Genomic DNA, 21,097 nt, shown 5'->3' on the forward strand with positions numbered 1-21,097 from the left:
GCGGGCGGCCTTGGTGAGCCGCGCGTAGCGGGCGTCGTCGACCACCTGGACCTGGGCGAAGACCCGCTCGGGGAAGAAGCCGTGGTCGTTGTCGGTGTCCAGGTTGGCGTGCCACTCGAAGCGGTCGACCACCTTCTCCGGCACCTCGTAGTGGGTCTTCATGGCGGCGTAGACGTCGGTCTCCGGCGGGTTCACGGCGTCCAGCGGGCTGCCCTCGTCGCGCATCAGGGCGACGGCGTACATCAGCGGGTCGCTCTCGGCCGACCAGTTGTAGTTGGCCAGCATCCCGGCGGTGGAGGGCAGCGGGACGGCGGCCGCGATGCCCGCGTCCGGGATCCAGGTCGCCAGCGCCTCCCGGAGGATGTCGCCGTGGCTGTACTCCTCCTCGTAGAAGTGCATGTAGAGGTCGCGGATCTCCTTGGTCGGCGCGTGCGCGATGGCCAGCGAGATCTCGGTCGGGGCGTTCGAGACCTGGTGGCAGATCTCCAGGCAGAAGCCCTTGACCACGTCGACCGGCGCGCGGCCGGCGCCGACCTCGTGGAACAGCCGCGGCACGTGCAGGCCCGCGGTGCGGCCGGCCTGGCGGAAGTTCCACAGCTGGGCCTCCAGGCGCCAGAACGCCTCGCGGCCGGTGCGCACGCCCACCGGGCCGACCAGGCCCTCGCCCTCCAGGACCAGCGGGGTGCCGGCCAGCGCGGCGAACAGCCGCCCGGTGGCGGCCTCGTCCAGGCCGGAGACGGCGGCGACGGCGTCCGCGTCGCGCCGGCCGTCCAGCGCGGACAGCGCCGCGGCGACGGCGGTGCCGCCGGGCAGGCCCAGCGCGTAGCTGCGGCCGCGGTAGTAGGCGGCCACGTCGGTGCCGGTGGCGTCGAAGGTGACGGCCGGCTTGAGGAAGGGCTTGGTGATCACGTTCGGATTCCTTGGGGTGTCGTCGAAGCAGGGAGGGAGGGCGGGTCCCAGGCGGGGCGGAGGTACTCGGGGCGCAGCCCGGGGCCGGGCCGCGGGCCGCGCCGGACGCCGGTGCGGCGCAGCGCGGTGAGCAGTTCGGCGGGGAGCGTCCGGTCGGCGGCCCGGACCAGGTCGGCCAGTTCGCGCACCCCGGACAGTCCGACGCAGACGCCGGCCGCGCGCCGCTCGGCGAGCGCGAACGGCACCGCCGCGTCGAGCGGGGTCAGGCCGTACCGGTCGAGCAGCCGGGCCACCTCGTCGGCGGCCGCGGCGAGGCCGGGGTCGCCGTCCCGGCGGGCCCCGGCCGCCAGGGCGGCGAGGTCCAGCACCGCGCCCTGGTGGAACGGCGCGCCCAGCAGCACGGACCGGTCCGGGTCGGCGAGCAGCGGGGCGGCGGTGCGCCAGAGCAGGTCGTACTGCTTGGCGACCAGCACCCGGTCGGCGCCGAGCCGCCGGGCGGCGGCGTGCAGCACCTCGGCGTGGTTGCCGGACAGCCCGGTGCCGAACCCCTCGCGCCCGGCGAGTTCGCGCAGGGTGTCCCAGGCGGGCAGTCCGGTGCCGGCCGGCGGGGCGGCGACGGTGCCGGGGTCGGCGGCCCCGTCCCACCAGCAGGCCCAGTCGCCCTCGTGCAGCAGGACCTCGTCGGGGACGGTGCCGAGCCGGTCCGCGGCGGCCGCGACGGCCCGCTCGATCCGGCGGCCGTCGCGGTAGTCGGCGGGCCGGTCGAAGTGGCCGATCTTGGTGGTGATCCGCAGCCCGGCCCCGGTCCGCCGCAGCCAGCCGCCGAGCACCGACTCGACGTAGCCGCTGCCGTAGAACGCGGCGGTGTCCACGGCCCGGCCGCCGGCCTCGGCGAAGGCGTCGAGCAGCCGGTACCCCTCGTCCGGCGGGAGCAGCGCGAGGTGCAGGGTGCCCAGGACCAGCCGGTGCGCGGGCGGCGCTATCGCCGTTCGCCCTTGGTCCAGGCGGCCACCCGGGCGACCGCCTCGTCGATCACCGCGTCGTCCACGCCCAGGAAGAAGCGGACGTGGCCGCGGCCGGTGGCGCCGGCGACGTCGCCGGGGACGCACAGCAGGTGCTGGTGGTCGATGAGTTCCTGGCCGGCCGAGGAGCCGTCGGGCAGCGCGATCCGGGGGAAGACGTAGACGCCCGCCTCCGGCATGTCGCACTCGACGCCGGGCAGCGCGTCCAGGGCGGCCGAGAAGCGCCGGGCCTTGGCCTCGTACTCGGCCCGGACCCGCTCGGTGTACTCGGTGAGGTCGGCGTTCACCAGGGCGGCCGCCATCAGCTGCGAGGGGCTGGCCGGGTACATGTAGCTGTACAGGCCGAACCGCTTGAAGGCCTCGACGAGTTCGGGCTCGGCGGTGACGTAGCCGAGCCGCAGGCCGGTGAGGGCGTAGCTCTTGGAGAAGCTGAACAGCGAGATGGCGTCCGGCCGGACGGCGCGGGCGGTGACGTGCCGGCGGTCGCCGTAGACGAAGGTCTCGTACTCCTCGTCGACGACCAGGCGAGCGCCGTGCCGGGCGCAGATCGCGCCGACGGCCTCGATCTCCTCCGCGCTGAGCATCGAACCGGTCGGGTTGAGCGGCGAGTTGAGCAGTACGGCGGCGGTGGTGCCGTCGACGGCGCGGGCCAGCGCGTCCAGGTCGATCCGGTTGTGCGGCCCCTCGGGGACGGTGCCGACCAGCTCGGAGCGGCCGCCGACGGCGGTGACGATGTTCGGGTAGTGCTCCCAGCACGGGTCGGTGAGCACGACCTTGCGGCGCTCGCCGTGCACCAGGGTGCCCAGCACGGTGAACAGGGCGGCCGCGCCGCCGGGCACGGTGATGAGCTCGTCGAGGCCCACCTCCAGGCCGTTGACCGCGGCCAGCTTGCGCTGGATCCCGGCGAGCAGCTCCGGATAGCCCTTGAACGGCGAGTACTTGGTGAGCTGCCAGACGTCGGCGTCGCGCAGCGCCGCCAGCGCCTCGGCCGGCGGGTCGAACCGCGGTTCCCCGCCGGCCAGCGGGAGCACGTCGGGCCAGGCGGCCGCGGCCGCCTTCTCGGCGATCCCGGCGACGGCGGACATGGGCAGGTCAGGACGGAAGGCGGCGGGCATGGTTCCTCATCGGCTCTGGGGTCTCATCGGCTCTGGGGTGCGGTGGGCCGGCCCGGGGGTGGCCCCGGGCCGGGCGCCGGGCGGCGGGACGGCGCTCAGGCGGCGGGGTCGACCACGCGCTTCATGTGGTCGCGCTCGCCGAGGACGGTCGCCAGGTCGGTCAGGCCGCCGAGGCCGATCTCCTGGCTGATGATCCGGTCGAACGGCAGGTCCTCGCGCTGGAGCAGCCGCATCGCCTTGGGGTAGGCGGTGGGCGGGGCCAGCACCGAGCCGACCACTTCGAGGTCCTTGCGGCAGATGACGGACGGGTCGACGGCCAGCGTGCCGGTGGAGATGAAGTGGCCGAGCTCGACCACCCGGCCGCCGCGGCGGGCGAGTTCGAGCGCCGCGCCGAACGCGGCGGGCTCGCCCGCGCACTCGATGACGACGTCGAAGCCGAGTCCGTACGGGGTGTCGGCGACCGCGCCGGCCACGTAGTCGGTGCCGCCGTCGATCCGCTGGACGTCCAGGCCGAGTTCGCGCGCCGCGTAGGCGGCCCGCCACTCGCCGGGCTCGAAGCAGCGCACGTCCATGCCGGCGGCGCGCAGCACCAGCGCGACGGTGGCACCGACCGGGCCGGTGCCGAGCACGGCGGCGGTGCCGCCGACCAGGCTGCCCATGCCGATGTCGGGACGGCCCTGGCCGAGCGCGCGCTCCACGGCGCGGACGGCGACCGAGGTGAGCTCGGCGAGGGCGGCGCGCTTGCGGTCCAGCCCCTCGGGGACCTTGACCAGCGAGATGCCCTCGGCGACCGAGATCCGGGAGGCGAAGCCGCCGACCGCGAAGTCCCCGTCCGGCCGGTAGGTGGAGAAGCCGTGCACCACCCGGCTTGGGCAGAGGTGCTCGTGCGCCCCGAAGGACTGGCACATCGCGCACCGGCCGCAGGCCGCGCCCGGGACCAGCACCACGAGGTCGCCCTCGGAGACCCGCTCGGCGCCGACCACCAGCTGGCCGGGCGCGACCCGCTCGACCCGGGCGACGATCTCGTGCCCGAGGCTGAGCGGTGCCTGCGGGTCGACGGCCGGTCCGTGCTTGAGCACGTGCAGGTCGGTCCCGCAGATGCCGGTGGCGACGACCTCGACCCGGCTCCGGTGGGGGTGGTCGGGGAGCGTCACGTCACGGAGGCTGATGCCCTCGCCGTCCCAGAGCGCGACGCGTGCGTTGCCTGTCATCGGATTCCTTTCCAACACCTGTCACACACCGGCGAGTTCGGCGTCGATTGCGTCCTGGACGGTCGCCAGGGCGGACTTCAGCAGCTCCGGCGGCATGACCCGGGAGGGCTTCAGCCCGAGGTTGCTGCCGTACGGGCGGACGTACACGCCCTGCCGCAGGCAGCGGTCGGAGACCGCGCGGACCAGTTCGGGGGCGGCGGGGCGGCCGTCCGTCAGCACCTCCAGGGCGCGGATCAGGCCGATGCCCCGGCTGCGGGTGGTGGCCCGGCCGCGGGCGGTGCCGCGGCCGTCCTCGGCGAGCGACTCGTCGAGGACGCGGGTGAGTTCGGCGAACCGGTCCCGCTCGGCCGGGTCGGCCAGCAGGCCGCAGGTGGCGGCCATCGCGGCGACCGAGGCGGGGTGCCCGCCGTGGGTGTAGTCGGCCTCGCCCCACTGGAGGTTGTCGAGCTCCGGGGTGCTCGCGCAGACGGCCAGCGGGAAGCCGCCGGCCACCCCCTTGCCGAGCACCAGCGCGTCCGGCCGCAGGCCCCAGTGGCCGGCCAGGGTGTGGTCGGGCACCCACCCGAAGGTCTGGCACTCGTCCATCACCAGCGGGACGCCGGTGGCCCGGCAGGCCTCGGCGACCCGGCGCAGCAGGAGCGCCATCGAGCCGTGCCGGCCGCCGAAGACCCCGCTGCTGATCATGATCGGGTCGAGCAGGACGCAGGCGAGCACGTCCTGGTCGCGCTCGATCGCGCGCAGCAGGTGCTCCCCGTTCTCCACCGGGCAGTCGGCCGGGTCGTGGTCGTCCTCGGCGCAGTACGGCAGGGGTGCGCGCACCACGTCCTCGGTGGAGCCGCGCAGGATGTCGGTCGGCGGTTCGCCCCAGCCCCGCAGGTGGATGGCCTGGGTGGTCTGGCCGAGGTAGATGCCGTCCACGGTCAGCACCCGGGAGCGGCCGGTGGCCCGGCGGGCCTGCTTGACCGCGCTCTCCACCGCGTCGGAGCCGTTGGACATCCGCAGGTTGAAGGCGAGCAGGTGGTCCGGGAGCAGGGCGGCCAGCCGGTGCAGGGCGGCCAGGTCCGACGGCGAGTCGAAGTCCTGGTCGAAGAAGGTGGCCGTGCGCACCTGGTCGACGACGGCCTCGGTGACCACCGGGTGGGCCTGGCCGAACAGCAGGTTGAGGGTCTGGCTGCTGAGGTCGGTGAACGACTGCCCGTCGGCGGTGCGGAAGACCGCGCCGGCGCCGCCGGTGACGCTCAGGTGGCCGCGGCGCGGCCGGGTGTTCGCGGAGAGGCGGATCGGGCGGGCGGGCCCGGTCGCCGTCACAGGTGGCTGCCGAAGATCCGGTCGGCGGCGGCGGCGAACTCCTCCATGACGCTCACCGGGGCCTGGTCGGCGCGGTCGAACAGCACGCTGTTGACCAGGGCGCCGGCCGCGCCGAGGTCGGCCGCCCGCTGCAGGTGCTCCACCTCGCCGATGCCGCCGTCGAGCACGACCGGGACACCCAGGGTGCAGATCTCCTCGAAGACGCCGGCGTCGGTGATGCCCGCGCGGGAGCTGATGTCGGAGCCCATGACGCGCAGCAGCGGACAGCCGGCGTCGACCGCGGCCTTGGCGGTGTCCAGGTCGTTGGAGATGAGCGGCAGGACGATCAGCGAGGGGTCCCAGGCGGACAGCACCCGGGCGGCCTCGACGACCTCGCCGTCCTGGGAGCCGCGCAGCGAGGGGTTGAGCACCTCCAGCTTGAGGACGCGCTCGCCGGTCATCTCGAAGGCGAGCTTGGTGGCGGCGACCGCGGCCTCGGCGGAGGTGCGCAGGTTGATGTTGAGCATCTTCACGTAGGACGCGGTGTCCACGTGCTCGCCCAGGGCGTCGTAGCCGACCCCGTCGAAGCCGTGCTCCAGCGCGGAGCGGTCGCGCCGCTCGTCGAGCCGGTGGGTGTTGATCGGGAGGACGTTGGTGCCGGAGGCCTTGAGCAGGCCGACGACCGTCTCCATGGAGGCGCGGTGGCGCTCGGTGCCGAAGCAGTGCCAGAAACGGCTCAGCGAAATACCGGCGACGTCGATGGTCCCAGCCATGGGAATACCTCCGGGGAATTGCTCGGGAATGCGAGGGAAAGGGGGCACGACGGCAGACCGCTCGTCGGCGAATGGCCCGGGCCGCTCGGAGGGGGCCGGGGCGCCACGACCGGAACTCTAGGCTCCGGCAACCCGATCTTGTCAACACTTGGCAAGTGTTGACAGGCGGAGTTGACTGCGGCAAACCTCCACCGAAGCCCCCAAATCCGGGCAAGGGCGCCGCAATGGAGATCACAAACGGAGATCACGACGGGGCTTGCCTGGACGTCACACCCCATGCAGACTGGGGTTTCTTGCCAAGACATGACACACTCGATCACCACGGAGGCCGCAGTGCACAGCACCCTGGTCGCTGATCCGGAGGCTGTGCGGGCGGCCGGCTGGGACGGACTCGTCCCGTCGGACGACCTCTTCCACTCGGCCGGGTGGCTGGCCATCGACGCCAAGGCGGCGGACGGCGCACCGCGCTACGTCCTCACCCGCGACGGCGCCGACGGCCCCCTGGTGTCCGCCCTTTCCTGCTATCCGCTGGCCCCCGATTCCGCCCCCTGGCCGTTTCTGCGCCCGGATCTGTTCGTCGACAGAGTGGCGGAATTGCGCGGCGTCCCGATGAGCCCCGAACTCTCCGCCGCGGCAAGCGGATTGCTGCCCGCGCTGGTGTGCGGCGGGCGCCGGGTATCGGACAGCCGGCTGCTGACCGCCGACGGCCTGACGGAGCGGCAGGCCGTCGCCGCCACGGACGCCACGCTGGCCGCCGCCGAGCGGCTGGCCCGGGACGGCGGCGCCGAGAGCATGGTCTTCCTCTTCGTCGACGACACCGACACCCGGCTGCGCGAGCGGCTCGCCGAGCACGGCTACCGCAGCTTCCGCAGCGACCGCGAGTGCGTCCTCGACCTGCCCGCCGGGGAGTTCGCCGACTACGTCGCCCGGTTCGCCAGCCACCGCCGCCGGCACATCCGCAAGGAGCGCCAGGCCGTCGCCGAGGCCGGCGTCCGCTACGACTACCGGCCGGCCGACCGGATCGACCTGGACGTGCTGCTGCCGATGGAGACCCAGGTCCTGCGGAAGTACGGACACACCGTCGACGAGGACCAACTGCGCACCAAGCACCGGGAGATGGCCGCCGCCTTCCCCGGCGACGTCGGCTACCTGGTCGCGCTGGACGCCGACGGCCGGCAGATCGCCTTCGCCCAGTGCGTCCGCCGGGGCGACACCCTGCACCCGCGCACCCTCGGCATCGACTACTCCTTTCGGCCCGGGCTGCCGCTCTACTTCGACCTCGTCTACTACGCGACCATCGAGCACGCGATCGGCCGGGGCCTGCGGAAGATCGAGTACTCGATCGAGGCCGAGGAGGCGAAGCTCGGCCGCGGCTGCCGGCCCACCCAGAAGCACACCTACCTCAAGCCGCTGTCCGCCACCGCCCACCGGCACCTGACCCGGGTCGTCGACGCGCTGGACCCGCACCGGGACGGCGGCCACCCCGCCACGCCGGTGCCGGCCGCCGCCCGGTTCTGAAGGGACCCCCCTTGGACGTCATGACCGCGGTGCTGACCCGCCGCAGCGAACAGCTCCTGGCCGAACCGGCCCCGGGCGACGACGAGTTCCGCTACCTCCTCAAGGGCGCCGCGATGGCCCCCGACCACGGCCGGCTCCGGCCCTGGCGATGGGTCCTGGCCCGGGACGAGGCCCTGGCCTCGGCCGCCGACGCGCTCGCCGCCGAGGCCCCGTCCCAGGACCGCGAGCAGGTGCGGCGCAAGGCCCTGCGCGCGCCGCTGCGGGCCTTCCTGGTCTTCGCCCCGCGGCCCGGGCACAAGGTCCCCGAGTGGGAGCAGCTGGCCGCCGGGTCCACCATGGCGCACGCGCTGATGCTCCTGCTGCACGCCCGCGGCTACGGCAGCATCTGGCGCACCGGCCGGCTGTGCGGCAGCCCGGCCCTGCGCGAACTGCTGGGGCTCGCCGAGGGCGAACGCCTGCTCGGCGCCGTCGACATCGGCACACCGGTGCGCACCGGACCGCCCACCCGCCGGTCCGCACCCGAGCTCTCCGGGCACCTGACGGTGCTCACCACCCGCTGAGCCACCCGGCGGACGGCCCACCGGCCACCCGTCGAGTACCCGTCACCTCGCCCGCGCGACCCCCGGACCGGGGATCATGTCCCCGGGCGACCGGCCGCCGGCCGGAGCAGCCGAGATCGATCCGATTCAGGAGGCAGTCATGACCGAACAGCCGACCGAGGGCCGGGCCCCCGAGGCGTCCGAGGACGCCGCGGCCAAGCCGATACCCCAGCGGAAGAACGGCCTGACCGCGGCGGTGAGCGAGGAGCTCGACGAGAACATGCGGCAGGGCTGGGCCGACACCGAGCGGCACGAGCTCGAACCCATCCCGCAGGCCGCCCACACCGCCCGCCGCCGGGCCGAGCTGTCCGCCCGGTTCCCCGGCGAGCTCCTGGTCGTCCCGGCCGGCAACCCCAAGGTCCGGGCCAACGACACCCACTACCCGTTCCGTCCCTCCTCCGACTACCTCTACCTGACGGGTGACCAGACCGAGGACGGCGTCCTGCTGCTGGAGCCGTCGGAGGACGGCGGCCACCGGGCCCTCGCCTACCTGCGCCCGCGCTCCAACCGGGAGAACGGCGAGTTCTGGCTGGACGGCCACGGCGAGCTGTGGGACGGCCGCCGCAACAGCCTCACCGAGAACGAGCGGCTGCTCGGCCTGCCCTGCCGGGACGTCCACACCCTGGAGCGCCGGCTGCGCGAGGCCACCGGCCCGATCCGTCTGCTGCGCGGCTACGACGAGGGCGTCGAGGCGGCCCTGCGGGACAAGGTGACCGCCGAGCGGGACGAGGAGTTCCGGGTCTTCCTGTCCGAGCAGCGCCTGGTCAAGGACGAGTTCGAGATCGCCGAGCTGCGCTACGCCTGCGAGGCGACCGCCCGCGGCTTCGAGGACGTGGTCCGCAACCTCGACAAGGCGGTGGCCACCTCCGAGCGCTACATCGAGGGCACCTTCTTCCTGCGCGCCCGGGTCGAGGGCAACGCGGTCGGCTACGGCACCATCTGCGCCGCCGGCGAGCACGCCACGATCATGCACTGGGTCCGCAACGACGGCGACGTGCGCCCCGGCGAGCTGCTGCTGTTCGACGCCGGTGTGGAGACCAACAACTTCTACACCGCCGACCTCACCCGCACGCTGCCGATCGACGGCACCTTCACCCCGTTCCAGCGCAGGATCTACGACGCGGTGTACGCGGCCCAGGAGGCCGGCATCGCCGCCGTCAAGCCCGGCGCCGCCTACCGCGACTTCCACGACGCCGCCCAGCGGGTGCTGGCCGAACACCTGGTCTCCTGGGGCCTGTTCGGCGACCGGACGGTCGACGAGGTGTTCGAGCTCGGCCTGCACCGACGCTGGACCCTCACCGGCACGGGCCATATGCTCGGCCTCGACGTCCACGACTGTGCGGTGGCCCGCACCGAGACGTACGTCAACGGCACGCTCGAACCCGGCATGGTGCTCACCGTCGAGCCGGGGCTGTACTTCCAGGCCGACGACCTGACGGTGCCCGCCGAGTACCGCGGCATCGGCATCCGGATCGAGGACGACATCCTCGTCACCGAGGACGGCAACGAGAGCCTGTCGTCCGCCCTGCCCCGCCGGGCGGACGAGATCGAGGACTGGATGGCCCGACTCCGGGCCTGACACCCACCGGCGACCAGCCACCCGCACCACGGCACCGACGCGCGCCCGGCCGTACCCCGGCCGGCGCGCGCCGGCGCCGCCGACCACCGCGCCGCCCACCCGGCGGCGCAAGGACCAGGAGGGGGAACGTGTCCGGGAGCACCACGGAGCCGAGGAGGGTGTTCGGGCCCTACCTCCGACTGCTGCGCAACCCCGGCGCCACACCGCTGGCGCTCTGGGGGGCGGTCGGCCGGCTCCCGATCGCGATGCGGCCGCTGGGCTGCCTGCTGGCCGTCTCGGCGTCCACCGGGTCGCTCGGCGACGCCGGGACGGTGGCGGCCGCGATGCTGATCTCGCAGGGGCTGACCAGCCCGGTGCTGGGCCGGCTGGCCGACCGGTACAGCCAGCGGCGGATCCTGCTCACCGCCTGCGTGGCGCACGCGGTGGGCATGGCCGTGCTGGTGACGGCGATCCTGCTGGAGGCGCCGCTGTGGCTGCTGGTCCTCGCGGCCGTCGCCCCCGGCTGCTCCTCGGTGTCGTTCAGCTCCTTCATGCGCGCCCGCTGGACGGTGATGGTGGACCAGGGGACGCTGCGGACCGCCTTCGCCATGGAGTCCGTGCTGGACGACACGATCTTCCTGGTCGGACCGCTGCTGGCGACCGGGATCGCCGCCGCGCTGCACCCGGCCGCCGGGCTGGTCACCTGCGCCGTGTTCACCACCACCGGCTCGGTGTTCGTCGCCCTGCACCGCCGCTCCGAACCGGCCGCCGAGGCCGCCGGGGGCGGCCGCCGCCAGTGGGCGATCGCGGTGCCCGGGGTCTGGGTGATGATGATCGTCTACGGCGCCCTGGGCTTCCAGTTCGGCGCGGTGGACGTCATGCTGGTCGCGTTCGGCCAGGAGCACGACTCCAACGGGCTCGGCGGCGCGCTGCTGGCCCTGGAGGCGGCCGGCAGCCTGATCGCCGGAGCGGCCTTCGGCGTGATGGAGTGGCGAATGCCGCAGCGCCGGCTGCTGCCGCTCACCGCCGGCGTGCTGACGCTCAGCGCCGTCCCGCTGGCCCTGACCGACTCCTCCTACGCGATGGCCGTGTTCGCCGTCCTGGCCGGCGTCGCGATCTCCCCGGCGCTGATCACCGGCAGCACCGTGCTGGAGTCAGTGGCCCCCAAGGGCACCCTCTCGGAGGCGTTCTCCTGGCTCACCAGCATGGGCGCGCTCGGCATCGCCTCCGGCACCGCCGTGGGCGGGCACCTGGCCGACGTGGACAGCTCCGCGCGGGCGGCGGAGATCGCCGCGGTCGGCGGGCTGGTCGCCCTGGTGCTGAGCCTGCTGGCGCAGTCGGCGCTGCGCGGCAAGGCCCCGGCCGAACTCCCGAGCACCTGAGCACCCGAGCACCCGACGCACCACCCCGGATCCGGACAACCGACAGACCTTCACCACCCGGGCGGGCAACCGCCCCGGCTCCACCCCGGCGTTCGACGAGTCCGGGCAGTTTCGCGATCAACCGACCCCAACCGCCGGGCAATCGGCGGGAAACACCGACGAGGTCAGGACTGTGAGCACTTCGTACCCCGCGTCCGCGCAGACCCTCGGGGGCCTGCCGGTCCCCCGCATACCGTTCGACCAGTTCATGGCCTTCGGGCCGAGAGCCCTCATCCGGGCCGACGTCCCGGTCATCATCACCCTCCCCCGGGGCACCGAGGGACTCGGCCGGGAGGGCGTCGCCGAACGCCTCGGCGACATGTCGGTGACCCTGTTCACCGAGCCCAGCAACAAGCAGAACTCCGAGCGCTGGCACACCCGGGACATCCGGCTGCGCGAGTTCTTCGAGGACGAGAAGTACCTGAACGACCCGGGCACCTGGAACCGGATCGTCTCCAACATCCGCAACAGCCCGGCCGACGTCAACAAGATCCTCGGCTTCGACGCCGCGAAGCTGTTCGCGCACGGCCGCCGCTCGCTGAACGCCGCCAACCTGTGGATCAGCCACCGCGGGGTGTTCACCCAGAGCCACTTCGACGAGCTGGAGAACTTCAACGTCTGCCTGGAGGGCCGCAAGCGCTTCGTGCTCGCCCCGCCCGGCTTCTGGGAGTACTACCCGCGCTCGCTGAAGGACGGCTTCGGCGACAAGTCCCAGGTCTTCGACTTCGACCAGGTCGACTGGGCCCGCTACCCCAAGCTCGCGGCCAAGCTGGCCCAGCGCCGCGAACTCATCCTGGAGCCGGGCGAGATGCTCTACCTGCCGCTCGGCTGGTGGCACCAGGCCGAGTCGCTGGACGACATGAACATCAACATGAACTTCTGGCTGTACGACCCGAAGATCCTGCGCCGGCCGTACGTGCTCGGCGTGGCGATCTACACCGCCGTGTACCGCAAGCTCAAGGGCATCTACAACTACGAGGCGACCGAGGCGGCGTCATGACCGAGCGGAAGACCATCACCCCCACCCACCGGTACCGCAACAACGACAAGTTGGTCGGGATCGGCAACGAGTTCTGGGACATGTCGGAGCGCAACGGCCTGGCCGGCATCGTCGCCGACTACGACGGCAGCATGCTGCGCGCCGTCCCCGGCCACGAGTTCGTCCCGGACGGCCACGAGTTCGTCAACTTCAGCTGCTGCTCCTACCTGGACCTCGACTCCCACCCCAAGGTCATCGAGGGCGGCATCGAGGCGCTGCGCCGCTACGGCGTGCTGGACCACTGCATCGCCCGCAGCCGGGTGCAGATCCCCGCCATGCTGGAGCTGGAGACCTCGCTGGGCGAGCTGTTCGGCGCCCAGGTGATCTGCTCCATCGCCGCCAGCACCGCGACCTTCGGGCTGCTGCCGCTGATCGCCTCCGGCCACCTGGGCACCGGCAAGCGGCCGCTGATGATCTTCGACAAGAACGCCCACGTGTCGATGTCCAACGTCAAGCCGGTCTGCGCCGACGAGACCGAGGTCGTCACCTCCCCGCACCACGACCTGAACTTCATCGAGGACGCCTGCAAGAAGTACGAGCAGGTCGCCTACGTCTGCGACGGCAGCGACAGCCTCGGCGGCTACGCGCCGGTGCAGGAACTGGCCGCGCTCCAGGACAAGTACGGCCTGGTGGTCTACTACGACGACTCCCACTCGCTGTCCGCGTACGGCGAGCGCGGCGTCGGCTACGTCCGCAGCCACAGCCCGGTCCTGGACGAGCGCACCATCACCGTGATGACCCTGAACAAGGCCTTCGGCACCAGCGGGGCGGCCATCGTGCTCGACGGCCACTCCAAGGAGACCCTGCGGGTGATCGAGCGCTTCGGCGGAGCGCTGAACTACTCGCAGCTGCTCAACACCCCCTCGGTCGGGGCCAGCCTCGCCTCCGCGGAGATCCACCGCACCGGGGAGCTCAAGACGCTCCAGGACAAGCTGTACTCCAACATCAACCTGTTCGACTCGCTGATCGACACCGACCAGGCCGGCAGCACCTTCCCGATCCGGCTGGTGCCGATGAGCGACACCACCGTGATCGAGGCGGGCCGCCAGGTGATCGAGGCCGGCTTCTACGTCTCCCCGGTGTTCTTCCCGATCGTCGCCCGCGGCACCGCCGGACTGCGCGTCATGATGCGCGCCGGGCAGACCGAGGAGCAGATCCGCCGGCTGAGCCAGGTACTGGTCGAGGTCGGCGCCAAGCCGGCGCCCCGACCGGACGGGGTGACCGGATGACGCCGGCCGCCAGGGCGATACCCCGCAGCATCCTGTACACGCCCGCGCTGTCGCCGGACCGGGTCGCCAAGGCCTGGACCTACGACGCGGACGTCCACCTGATCGACCTGGAGGACTCCGTCCCGCCGCCGCAGAAGGCGGCGGCCCGGGAGATCCTGCGCACCGCGCTGACCCTGGCCCCCGAGCCCGCGTCCATCGCGGTCCGGGTCAACCCGCTGGGCGGCATCGAGGCGGTCCACGACCTCGAACTGCTCGCCGAGTGCCCGGTCAAGCCGGGGTTCATCGTGATGACCATGGTCGAGTCCGCGGTCGAGGTGTCGCTCCTGCGCGACACCCTCGCCTCGGCCGGGGTCCACCCGGAGGTCTACGTGACCCTGGAGACCCCGGCCGCCGTGGCCGACATCGACGCGATCGCGGCGGCCGCCGACGGGCTGGTCCTCGGCTCGGCGGACCTCGCCACCGCGCTCGGCGTCGAGATCACCTGGGCCGGCATGCTCGCGGCCCGGCAGGCGATGGCCCTGGCCTGCGCCCGGTACGGCACCGCCTGCATCGACACCGCCAACTACCGGATCTCCGAACCGGCCGTCCTGGCCGAGGAGATCGACCGGGTGCGGGAGCTGGGCTTCCACGGCAAGGCCACCGTGCACCCGCGCGAACTCCCCACCATCAACCGGGCGTTGCGGCCCGACCAGGCGGAGCTGGGCGAGGCCCGCCGGGTCGACGAGGCGGTCCGCGCGGCGAACGGCGGGATCGCCGTCCTCGACGGCAACATGGTCGGCCCGCCGTTCGCCCGCCGGGCCCGCACCACGGTCGCGCTCGGGGACGCCTGGACCGAGCGGTTCGGCCGCACCGGCGCGGACCTGGAGGGGGTCGGCCGTGACCCTCGCTGAGACCCTCGGCCCCGCCCGCCCGGGCGGGGCCGGCACCGCCACCGTCGCCGTCATCGGCACCGGAGCCATCGGCCGGGACCTGGTCGCCAAGATCCACCGCTCCCCCGTGCTGGAGTGCGGGCTGGTCGCCGGCCGCAACCCGGACTCGGCCGGCCTGCGGTACGCCGCCGAGCTCGGCTACCCGACCACGGCCGACGGCATCGACGGCCTGCTGGCCGCCCCGCGGCCGTTCGACGTGGTCTTCGACGCCACCAACGCGATGTCGCACGCCGAGCACTGGCGGCTGCTCGAACCGCTGGGCACCCTGCTCGTCGACCTGACCCCCAGCAAGGTCGGCCGGATGGTCGTGCCGACCGTCACCGGGACGCGGCCGCAGGCCGGCCGCAACGTCAACCTGATCAGCTGCGGCGGACAGGCCTCGATCCCGGTCGCGCACGCGCTCGCCGAGCGCTTCGCGATCGAGTACCTGGAGGTCGTCTCCACGGTCGCCAGCGAGAGCGCGGGCCGGGCGACCCGGCTCAACCTCGACGAGTACGTGGCGACCACGCAGGCCGCGCTCACCGCGTTCTCCGGCGTCCGGGACACCAAGGCGATCCTCAACATCAGCCCCGCCGTGCCGCCGGCCAACTTCCGCACGGCCGTCCACGCGGTCGCCCCCGGGTGCACGCTCGAAGCGGTGCGCGCCGTCGTCGACGAGGCGGCCGAGCGGGTCCGGGCCCACCAGCCCGGGTACCGGGTCACCGCCTGCACGGTGACCGGCGACCGGATCGTGGTCGCGCTGGAGGTCACCGCGCACAGCGACGTGCTGCCGCGCTACGCCGGGAACCTGGACATCATCGACTCCGCGGCCATCCTGGTCGCCGAGCAGTACACGGCCGGGCTCGGCGCCTCCGCCACCGTGCCCGCCGTCGGATCGGAGGCGGGCCGATGACCCACGTGGTGATCCACGACCCCACCCTGCGCGACGGCCAGCACGCCGTCCGCCACCGGCTCGGCGTCGACGCCCTGCGCGGCTACGCCGAGGCCGCCGACGCGGCCGGCATCCCGGTGGTCGAGGTCGGGCACGGCAACGGCCTCGGCGCCTCCTCGGTCCAGGTCGGCCGGGCCGCCGTCAGCGACGACCTGATGCTGTCCACCGTCCGCGAGGCCCTGCGCACCAGCCGGATGGGCGTCTTCATGCTCCCCGGCTGGGGCACCTCCGCCGACCTGCGCAAGGCGCTCACGCACGGCGCCGACGTGGTCCGCATCGGCGTCCACTGCACCGAGACCTCGCTCGCCGAGCGCCACCTCGGCTTCCTCCGCGAGGAGGGCGCCGACGCGCACTGCGTGCTGATGATGAGTCACATGGCCACGCCCGCCGAGCTCGCCGAGCACGCCGCCCGCGCCGTCGGGTACGGGGCGCAGGCGGTCGGGATCATGGACTCCGCCGGGCACTTCCTGCCCCAGGACGTCACCGAGCGGATCGGCGCCATCGCCGGGGCCGTCGACGTGCCGGTGATCTTCCACGGCCACAACAACCTGGGCATGGCGGTGGCGAACTCCGTCGCGGCCGCCCGGGCCGGGGCCGGGATCATCGACGGCTGCGCCCGCGGCTTCGGGGCCGGCGCCGGCAACACCCAGCTCGAAGTGCTGGTCCCGGTCCTGGAGCGGTCCGGCTTCAGCACCGGCATCGACCTGTACGGGGTGCTGGACGCCGCCGAGTTCGCCGAGCGCGAGCTGATGCCGGCCCCGCCGGTCACCGGCTCGCTGGGCATCGTCAGCGGCCTGGCCGGCGTCTTCTCCGGCTTCAAGGCGCAGGTGCTCGACGCGGCCGGGCGCGGCGGGGTCGACCCGCGCGACGTCTTCTTCGAGCTCGGCCGGCGGCAGGCGATCGCCGGCCAGGAGGACCTGATCGTCGACGTGGTCGCCGAACTGAGCGCCGGGAGAGCCGCCTCATGACCGAACCGTGTGCCGGGAGAGCCCACTCATGACCCATGCCCCGATAACCATCGACGCCGCGGCGATGGCCGGCGAGGACCGGCTGCGCCAGGTGGTCGAGTCACTGGCCGAGATGTTCGCCGACCTGGCCACCGGCCGGACCGAGTCGCCGTCGCGCACCGTCGTCCAGCACGGCCCGGAGCGCGAGCTGGTGACCGGCACCGCGGTCTGGGAGCGGCGCGGCGTCGGCAGCGTCAAGATCACCACGCTCACCCCGGACAACCCGGGCCGCGGGCTGCCGCTGATCCACGGCGTGGTCGTGCTGACCGACCTGGAGACCGGCCGGGTCACCGCCCTGCTCGACGGCGCCGAACTGACCGCCGTCCGCACCGGCGCGGTCGCCGCCCTGGCGACCAGGCTGTGCGCCCCCGAGGACGCCGACTCGCTCGCCGTCATCGGCGCCGGCGTCCAGGCCCGCGCCTCGGTGCTGGCGGTGTCCGCGGTCCGCCCGATCCGCTCGGTGCGGGTGTACTCGCGGACCCCGGCGCGGACCGAGGAGTTCGCGCGCTGGGTCCGCGACACCACGCGGGGCCGGATCGAGGCGACCGTCTGCGACTCCGTCGAGGAGGCCGTCACCGGCGCCGCCGTCATCTGCACCACCACCTCCACCAGCGACGCCACCCCGCTGGTGCGGGCCGAGTGGGTGACCCCGGGCGCCCACCTCAACGTGATCGGCGGCACCCACGAGGACTCCATCGAGGTCGAACCGGCACTGCTCGCCACCGCCTACAACGTCGTCGAGGACGGCCCCACCGCGGTGGCGGAGGCCGGCGAGGTGCGGGCCGCGCTGGCCGCCGGCCTGATCGAGGAGAAGGACCTGCACGCGCTCGGCGACCTGTGCCGGGGCGCCGCGCCCGCCGTACCAGCCGGACCCGACCGGCGGACCACGGTGTTCCGCTGCGTCGGCATGGCCATCGAGGACACCGCCGCGGCAGCGGCGCTCTACACGGCCGCCACCACCGCGGCCGGGAACACCGGAGAGAACGGCTCATGACACTACGCCGCGTCCAGGACAACGAGTACGTCGAGGAACACGGCGGCGACTACGAGGACTTCGAGCCCGGCATGGTGATCCGCCACTGGCCGGGCCGGACCCTCACGGAGACCGACAACACCTGGCTCACCCTGCTGACCATGAACCAGCACCCGCTGCACTTCGACCGCCACTACGGGGCGGGCGCCGAGTACGGGCGGGTCCTGGTCAACAGCGGGATCACGCTGTGCCTGGTCGGCGGCATGACCGTACAGGCGCTGTCCGCGCGGGCGGTGGCCAACCTCGGCTGGGACAAGGTCCGGCTGAAGGACCCGGTGTTCGTCGGCGACACGCTGTACGCCACCAGCCGCATCCTCGACAAGCGGCTCTCCAAGTCCCGCCCCGGCTGCGGGATCGTCACCGTGGAGACCACCGGCAGCAAGTCGACCGGCGAGACCGTCATCGTCTTCGAGCGCTCCTTCATGGTCCGCTGCCGCGAGAACGCGGAGGCCGGCGCGTGAGACCCTCGTCCCACCTCCTCCCCGCCGCCGGCCACCCCTGGTTCGGCACCGAGCGGCTCGCCCCCGTCGCGTCCGCCGACCGCATCAGGCAGATGCTGCGCCACGAGTTCCGCGACATCGGCCTGCCCTACCAGCCGCTGCTGCCCGCCGCGCCGCTCACCCTGCCGCGCTCCTCCGCCGCCGAGCTGTTCCGGGTCTCCGCGGCCCTGCTCGACCTGGTGCGCCGCACCGCCCTGGAGAGCGCCCCCACCACGGCCGAACGCCTCGCCGCCTACCGGATGCCGGCCAGCGAGGACCAGCTGTTCGTCGCCGACCAGTTCGTCGAGGAGCGGTACGCCGACTGCGTGGCCCGCCCCGACGTGGTGATCGGACCGGACGGGCCGAAGTTCCTGGAGTTCAACGTCAACGCCGCGCTCGGCGGCACGGTGGAGACCCGCTGCCGGATGGCGGTCTGGCGCGAGCTCTACGCGGACGACCGGGGCGCGCTCCCGTTCGGCCACATCGACCCGTTCGCCGTCCGCACCGAGATGTTCAAGAGCCTCGCCGCCGAACTCGGCGTGGCCCCCCGGGTCGCCCTCCTCGGCAGCGCCCGCGACCAGGGCGACCACACCCGGTACTTCGACCTCCAGGTCGACTACTTCAACAGCAACGGCCTGATCTCCCGCTTCTTCGAACCGGAGGACCTCCACCAGGCCTGGGACTGCCCGCCCGAGCTGCGCTACCCGCTCGGGCTGCGGGACTTCACCATCCCCGACTGGGAGGCGCTGGGCATCGACACCGCCCCGGTCCAGGCCGCCCTCGACCACGACTGCCTGCTGATCGGCACCCAGACCGGCACCTTCATGTCCAGCAAGCTCACCATGGGCATGCTCTCCGAGGGCCGCCCCTGGATGAGCACCGCCGAACGCGCCCTGGTCGACCGCTACCTGCCGTGGACCCGCGTCCTCTCCCACCGCCGCACCGACCGGGCCGGCCGCAAGGTCGACCTCGTCCCGCACGCCGTCGAGCACCGGGACACCCTCGTCCTCAAGGCCGGCATCGGCATGAGCGGCAAGCAGGTCCGCATCGGCCGCGACACCGACCCCGCCGAGTGGGAGGCCGCGATCACCGAGGCCGCCGAATCGGGCACCAGCATCGTCCAGGACCTCGTCGAACCCCAGACCTGCCGCCTCGCCATGGTCTCCGACGACGAGGACCACCCCTACGACGCCGACATCGCCCCCGTCCTCGGCCCCCTCCTCTTCAACGGCCGCCCCGCCGGCATCTTCGCCCGCTTCTTCGGCAACGGCCGCTCCGGCGTCATCAGCATCTCCGGCACCGGCAGCTCCGACAACACCGTGGTAACCCTCTGACCCTTCCCCTCCCCACCAGTTCCCCAACTGCCGTCACCCCGAGACGTCAAATGCCCCGGACCAAGATCGGTCCGGGGCATTTTCCCCTGGTGGGCGCGGACGGTTTCGAACCGCCGACATCCGCTTTGTAAGAGCGGCGCTCTACCACTGAGCTACGCGCCCCCGGTCGTGGGTCCCGTTCGGGCGCACGACGAGAGCCTAGGGTACCTGGTCCCGGGGGGTGGTGTGGTGCGGGTGGTCGGGGGGTGGGACGGGTGGGGTGCCGGTGGGGTGGGGTGATCGGGAAGAATGGGTGGTGGATCAGCGGTCGGGAACCAGGGAGTGCGCAGTGAGGGTGGCCGGCGGGAGCGGGCGGGGGCGGCGGGTGGCCGAGGCGCTGGTGTTGCCGCTGGTGGTCGCGGGGGCGCTGGGGGCCGCGGGGGCGGCGTCGTTCGGGGCCGGCGGGGGCTGGTGGGGCCGGCGGGGCGGGGACGGGGCGCGGGCGGATGCCCGGGCGGCCCGGGACGCGGCGCAGCAGGCGTTCTACGAGGTGGACTCGGCGCAGCGCGAGGTGCGGCTGGCGGTGGAGACGGTGCGCTCGGTCGGGGAGAGCGCGACGGCCCGGCGGGCGGTGGCGGACTTCGAGGCGATCTCCGGCCGGGTCGACCAGGTGACCGTGAACTACCTGGCGGCGCTGGACGCGCACGACCTGGACGCCGACGAGCTGGAGTCCGGCGCGGCCGCGCAGGCCAAGCGCCGGCTGGAGGACGTGAAGGGACAGCTCGGGTCGGCGCTCGCGGAGCTGAACGACTTCCTGCGGAAGCTGCAGCCGTCCGTGGAGCAGGCCGAGTCGCAGCTGATCCGGGTGACCCCGGCGGTGGAGCAGGCCAAGCGGGCGCTGCTGGGGGCCAGCAACGCGCTGGACGCGGCGCGCGGCGCCGGGCTGCGGGCAGACGAGCTGGCGGCGCGGCTGGCCGAGCTGGCGCCGGAGCTGGGGCGGCTGAACGAGGGCGTGGCCGGGCACGGGGTGCCCGCGACGCTGGAGCGCGCGGAGCGGGTGCGGGAGCGCGCGGAGGCGCTGGCGGCGGAGGCCGGGCAGCTGCCGGAGCGGGCCCGGGAGATCGACCGCCGGGTGGCCAGCCTGCGGACCAGGATCCAGGCGCTGGAGACGAAGGCGGGGACGGTGGATCCGGCGCTGAGCGAGCTGCGCCGGCGGTTCTCGGCGGCGTGCTGGCAGGACCTGCAGCGGGTGCCGGACCAGGTGCTGGAGACCGGGCGGGCGGCGGAGGCGAAGCTGGCCGAGGCGGCCCGGGCGCGGGACGAGCAGCGCTGGGCGGACGCCACGGCCGCGCTGGGGACGGTGCGTGCGCTGCTGGACACCGCGGACGGTTCGGTGGTCGCGGTGAACGACCGACTGCGGCAGCTGAACGAGGTGCAGCACGATCCGCACAAGGAGATCGAGCGGGCCCGGTTCGCGCTGCGGGACGCCCAGCGGCTGGCGATGGCCGGGCGGCACGCGCCGGACCCGCGGCACGCCGGTCCGCTGGACGCCGCCGTGGCGCGGCTGGACCGCGCGGTGGCGGAGCTGGAGGCGGCCGGGCGGCACCCGGACTACTGGCGGTTCCTGACCGAGCTGGCCGCGGTGCGGGAGACGGCGGCGAACGTGGTGGAGCTGATCCGCGACGACCTCGGCGGCGGGCACCGGTAACAAACCTCGGCGGCGG

At 73.6% G+C, this 21,097-nt stretch carries 19 protein-coding genes and 1 tRNA gene; 13 read left to right on the forward strand and 7 right to left on the reverse strand.

Going from position 1 to position 21,097, the window contains the following annotated elements:
- The 6 genes from AB0N76_RS32960 to AB0N76_RS32985 all read right to left on the reverse strand — a co-directional run.
- The coding region (locus AB0N76_RS32960) for a hypothetical protein (RefSeq protein WP_363563501.1) at positions 1-909 on the reverse strand (909 nt) is incomplete at its 3' end.
- Positions 906-1,913 carry an aldo/keto reductase gene (locus AB0N76_RS32965; RefSeq protein WP_363563541.1) on the reverse strand — a complete coding sequence of 336 codons (1,008 nt, stop codon included), beginning with the start codon at positions 1,911-1,913 and terminating at the stop codon, positions 906-908. The genes AB0N76_RS32965 and AB0N76_RS32960, both read right to left, overlap by 4 nt.
- Positions 1,889-3,046, reverse strand: a complete 1,158-nt coding sequence (locus AB0N76_RS32970) for a pyridoxal phosphate-dependent aminotransferase (protein ID WP_363563503.1) — start codon at positions 3,044-3,046, stop codon at positions 1,889-1,891. The genes AB0N76_RS32965 and AB0N76_RS32970 overlap by 25 nt, the downstream gene beginning before the upstream one ends.
- Before the next feature lie 95 nt (positions 3,047-3,141).
- On the reverse strand, positions 3,142-4,257 hold the full coding sequence (locus AB0N76_RS32975; RefSeq protein ID WP_363563505.1) for an alcohol dehydrogenase catalytic domain-containing protein: 1,116 nt from the start codon (positions 4,255-4,257) through the stop codon (positions 3,142-3,144).
- Between the two features lie 21 nt (positions 4,258-4,278).
- On the reverse strand, positions 4,279-5,565 hold the full coding sequence (locus AB0N76_RS32980; RefSeq protein WP_363563507.1) for an aminotransferase class III-fold pyridoxal phosphate-dependent enzyme: 1,287 nt from the start codon (positions 5,563-5,565) through the stop codon (positions 4,279-4,281).
- Entirely contained in the window at positions 5,562-6,317 is a 756-nt protein-coding gene (locus AB0N76_RS32985; protein WP_363563509.1) for a hypothetical protein, read from the reverse strand. The genes AB0N76_RS32980 and AB0N76_RS32985 overlap by 4 nt, the downstream gene beginning before the upstream one ends.
- A gap of 333 nt (positions 6,318-6,650) precedes the next feature.
- On the opposite strand from AB0N76_RS32985, the gene AB0N76_RS32990 reads away from it, so the two are divergent.
- The 12 genes from AB0N76_RS32990 (at position 6,651) to AB0N76_RS33045 (ending at position 19,394) form a co-directional block, all read left to right on the forward strand.
- Positions 6,651-7,835, forward strand: coding sequence for a GNAT family N-acetyltransferase (locus AB0N76_RS32990; protein WP_363563511.1), 1,185 nt, complete (start codon positions 6,651-6,653; stop codon positions 7,833-7,835).
- Positions 7,836-7,855: 20 nt separating this feature from the next.
- Positions 7,856-8,395, forward strand: a complete 540-nt coding sequence (locus AB0N76_RS32995; RefSeq protein WP_363563543.1) for a nitroreductase family protein — start codon at positions 7,856-7,858, stop codon at positions 8,393-8,395.
- Between the two features lie 139 nt (positions 8,396-8,534).
- A complete protein-coding gene (locus AB0N76_RS33000) occupies positions 8,535-10,013 on the forward strand; it encodes an aminopeptidase P family protein (protein ID WP_363563513.1) in 1,479 nt (492 codons plus the stop codon).
- Between the two features lie 128 nt (positions 10,014-10,141).
- Positions 10,142-11,374: an MFS transporter gene (locus tag AB0N76_RS33005; RefSeq protein WP_363563515.1), complete on the forward strand. Its 1,233-nt coding sequence runs from the start codon at positions 10,142-10,144 to the stop codon at positions 11,372-11,374.
- 214 nt (positions 11,375-11,588) lie between these two features.
- On the forward strand, positions 11,589-12,413 hold the full coding sequence (locus AB0N76_RS33010) for a cupin-like domain-containing protein (protein WP_363563545.1): 825 nt from the start codon (positions 11,589-11,591) through the stop codon (positions 12,411-12,413).
- The gene (locus AB0N76_RS33015) at positions 12,410-13,681 is read left to right on the forward strand and encodes an aminotransferase class I/II-fold pyridoxal phosphate-dependent enzyme (protein ID WP_363563517.1); all 1,272 of its coding nucleotides are present in this window, start codon (positions 12,410-12,412) and stop codon (positions 13,679-13,681) included. Before AB0N76_RS33010 ends, AB0N76_RS33015 begins: the two co-directional genes overlap by 4 nt.
- The gene (locus AB0N76_RS33020; RefSeq protein ID WP_363563519.1) at positions 13,678-14,571 is read left to right on the forward strand and encodes a CoA ester lyase; all 894 of its coding nucleotides are present in this window, start codon (positions 13,678-13,680) and stop codon (positions 14,569-14,571) included. Before AB0N76_RS33015 ends, AB0N76_RS33020 begins: the two co-directional genes overlap by 4 nt.
- Positions 14,558-15,502 (forward strand): acetaldehyde dehydrogenase (acetylating), encoded by a 945-nt coding sequence (locus tag AB0N76_RS33025; protein ID WP_363563521.1) that lies wholly within the window; start codon positions 14,558-14,560, stop codon positions 15,500-15,502. Before AB0N76_RS33020 ends, AB0N76_RS33025 begins: the two co-directional genes overlap by 14 nt.
- Complete coding sequence (gene dmpG, locus AB0N76_RS33030; RefSeq protein WP_363563523.1) at positions 15,499-16,509, forward strand: 4-hydroxy-2-oxovalerate aldolase; 1,011 nt, start codon at positions 15,499-15,501, stop codon at positions 16,507-16,509. Before AB0N76_RS33025 ends, dmpG begins: the two co-directional genes overlap by 4 nt.
- A gap of 28 nt (positions 16,510-16,537) precedes the next feature.
- Positions 16,538-17,542 (forward strand): ornithine cyclodeaminase family protein, encoded by a 1,005-nt coding sequence (locus AB0N76_RS33035; protein WP_363563525.1) that lies wholly within the window; start codon positions 16,538-16,540, stop codon positions 17,540-17,542.
- Positions 17,539-18,042, forward strand: a complete 504-nt coding sequence (locus AB0N76_RS33040) for a MaoC family dehydratase (protein ID WP_363563527.1) — start codon at positions 17,539-17,541, stop codon at positions 18,040-18,042. Before AB0N76_RS33035 ends, AB0N76_RS33040 begins: the two co-directional genes overlap by 4 nt.
- Entirely contained in the window at positions 18,039-19,394 is a 1,356-nt protein-coding gene (locus tag AB0N76_RS33045) for a hypothetical protein (RefSeq protein ID WP_363563529.1), read from the forward strand. Before AB0N76_RS33040 ends, AB0N76_RS33045 begins: the two co-directional genes overlap by 4 nt.
- Before the next feature lie 87 nt (positions 19,395-19,481).
- Here AB0N76_RS33045 and AB0N76_RS33050 read toward each other — a convergent pair.
- Positions 19,482-19,556: transfer RNA gene (locus tag AB0N76_RS33050), tRNA-Val, on the reverse strand.
- A 166-nt stretch (positions 19,557-19,722) separates the two neighbouring features.
- On the opposite strand from AB0N76_RS33050, the gene AB0N76_RS33055 reads away from it, so the two are divergent.
- Entirely contained in the window at positions 19,723-21,081 is a 1,359-nt protein-coding gene (locus AB0N76_RS33055) for a hypothetical protein (protein WP_363563531.1), read from the forward strand.
- Positions 21,082-21,097 lie beyond the last annotated feature (16 nt).

This window comes from Kitasatospora sp. NPDC093806 (assembly GCF_040683335.1).
Lineage (GTDB): Bacteria > Actinomycetota > Actinomycetes > Streptomycetales > Streptomycetaceae > Kitasatospora.

Excerpts from the sequence above, each read along its gene's own strand:
- AB0N76_RS32970 (WP_363563503.1), bottom strand. The coding sequence starts at position 3,046 with ATGCCCGCCGCCTTCCGTCCTGACCTGCCCATGTCCGCCGTCGCCGGG.
- AB0N76_RS32975 (WP_363563505.1), bottom strand. The coding sequence starts at position 4,257 with ATGACAGGCAACGCACGCGTCGCGCTCTGGGACGGCGAGGGCATCAGC.
- AB0N76_RS32985 (WP_363563509.1), bottom strand. The coding sequence starts at position 6,317 with ATGGCTGGGACCATCGACGTCGCCGGTATTTCGCTGAGCCGTTTCTGG.
- AB0N76_RS32995 (WP_363563543.1), top strand. The coding sequence starts at position 7,856 with ATGACCGCGGTGCTGACCCGCCGCAGCGAACAGCTCCTGGCCGAACCG.
- AB0N76_RS33000 (WP_363563513.1), top strand. The coding sequence starts at position 8,535 with ATGACCGAACAGCCGACCGAGGGCCGGGCCCCCGAGGCGTCCGAGGAC.
- AB0N76_RS33015 (WP_363563517.1), top strand. The coding sequence starts at position 12,410 with ATGACCGAGCGGAAGACCATCACCCCCACCCACCGGTACCGCAACAAC.
- AB0N76_RS33020 (WP_363563519.1), top strand. The coding sequence starts at position 13,678 with ATGACGCCGGCCGCCAGGGCGATACCCCGCAGCATCCTGTACACGCCC.
- dmpG (WP_363563523.1), top strand. The coding sequence starts at position 15,499 with ATGACCCACGTGGTGATCCACGACCCCACCCTGCGCGACGGCCAGCAC.
- AB0N76_RS33035 (WP_363563525.1), top strand. The coding sequence starts at position 16,538 with ATGACCCATGCCCCGATAACCATCGACGCCGCGGCGATGGCCGGCGAG.
- AB0N76_RS33040 (WP_363563527.1), top strand. The coding sequence starts at position 17,539 with ATGACACTACGCCGCGTCCAGGACAACGAGTACGTCGAGGAACACGGC.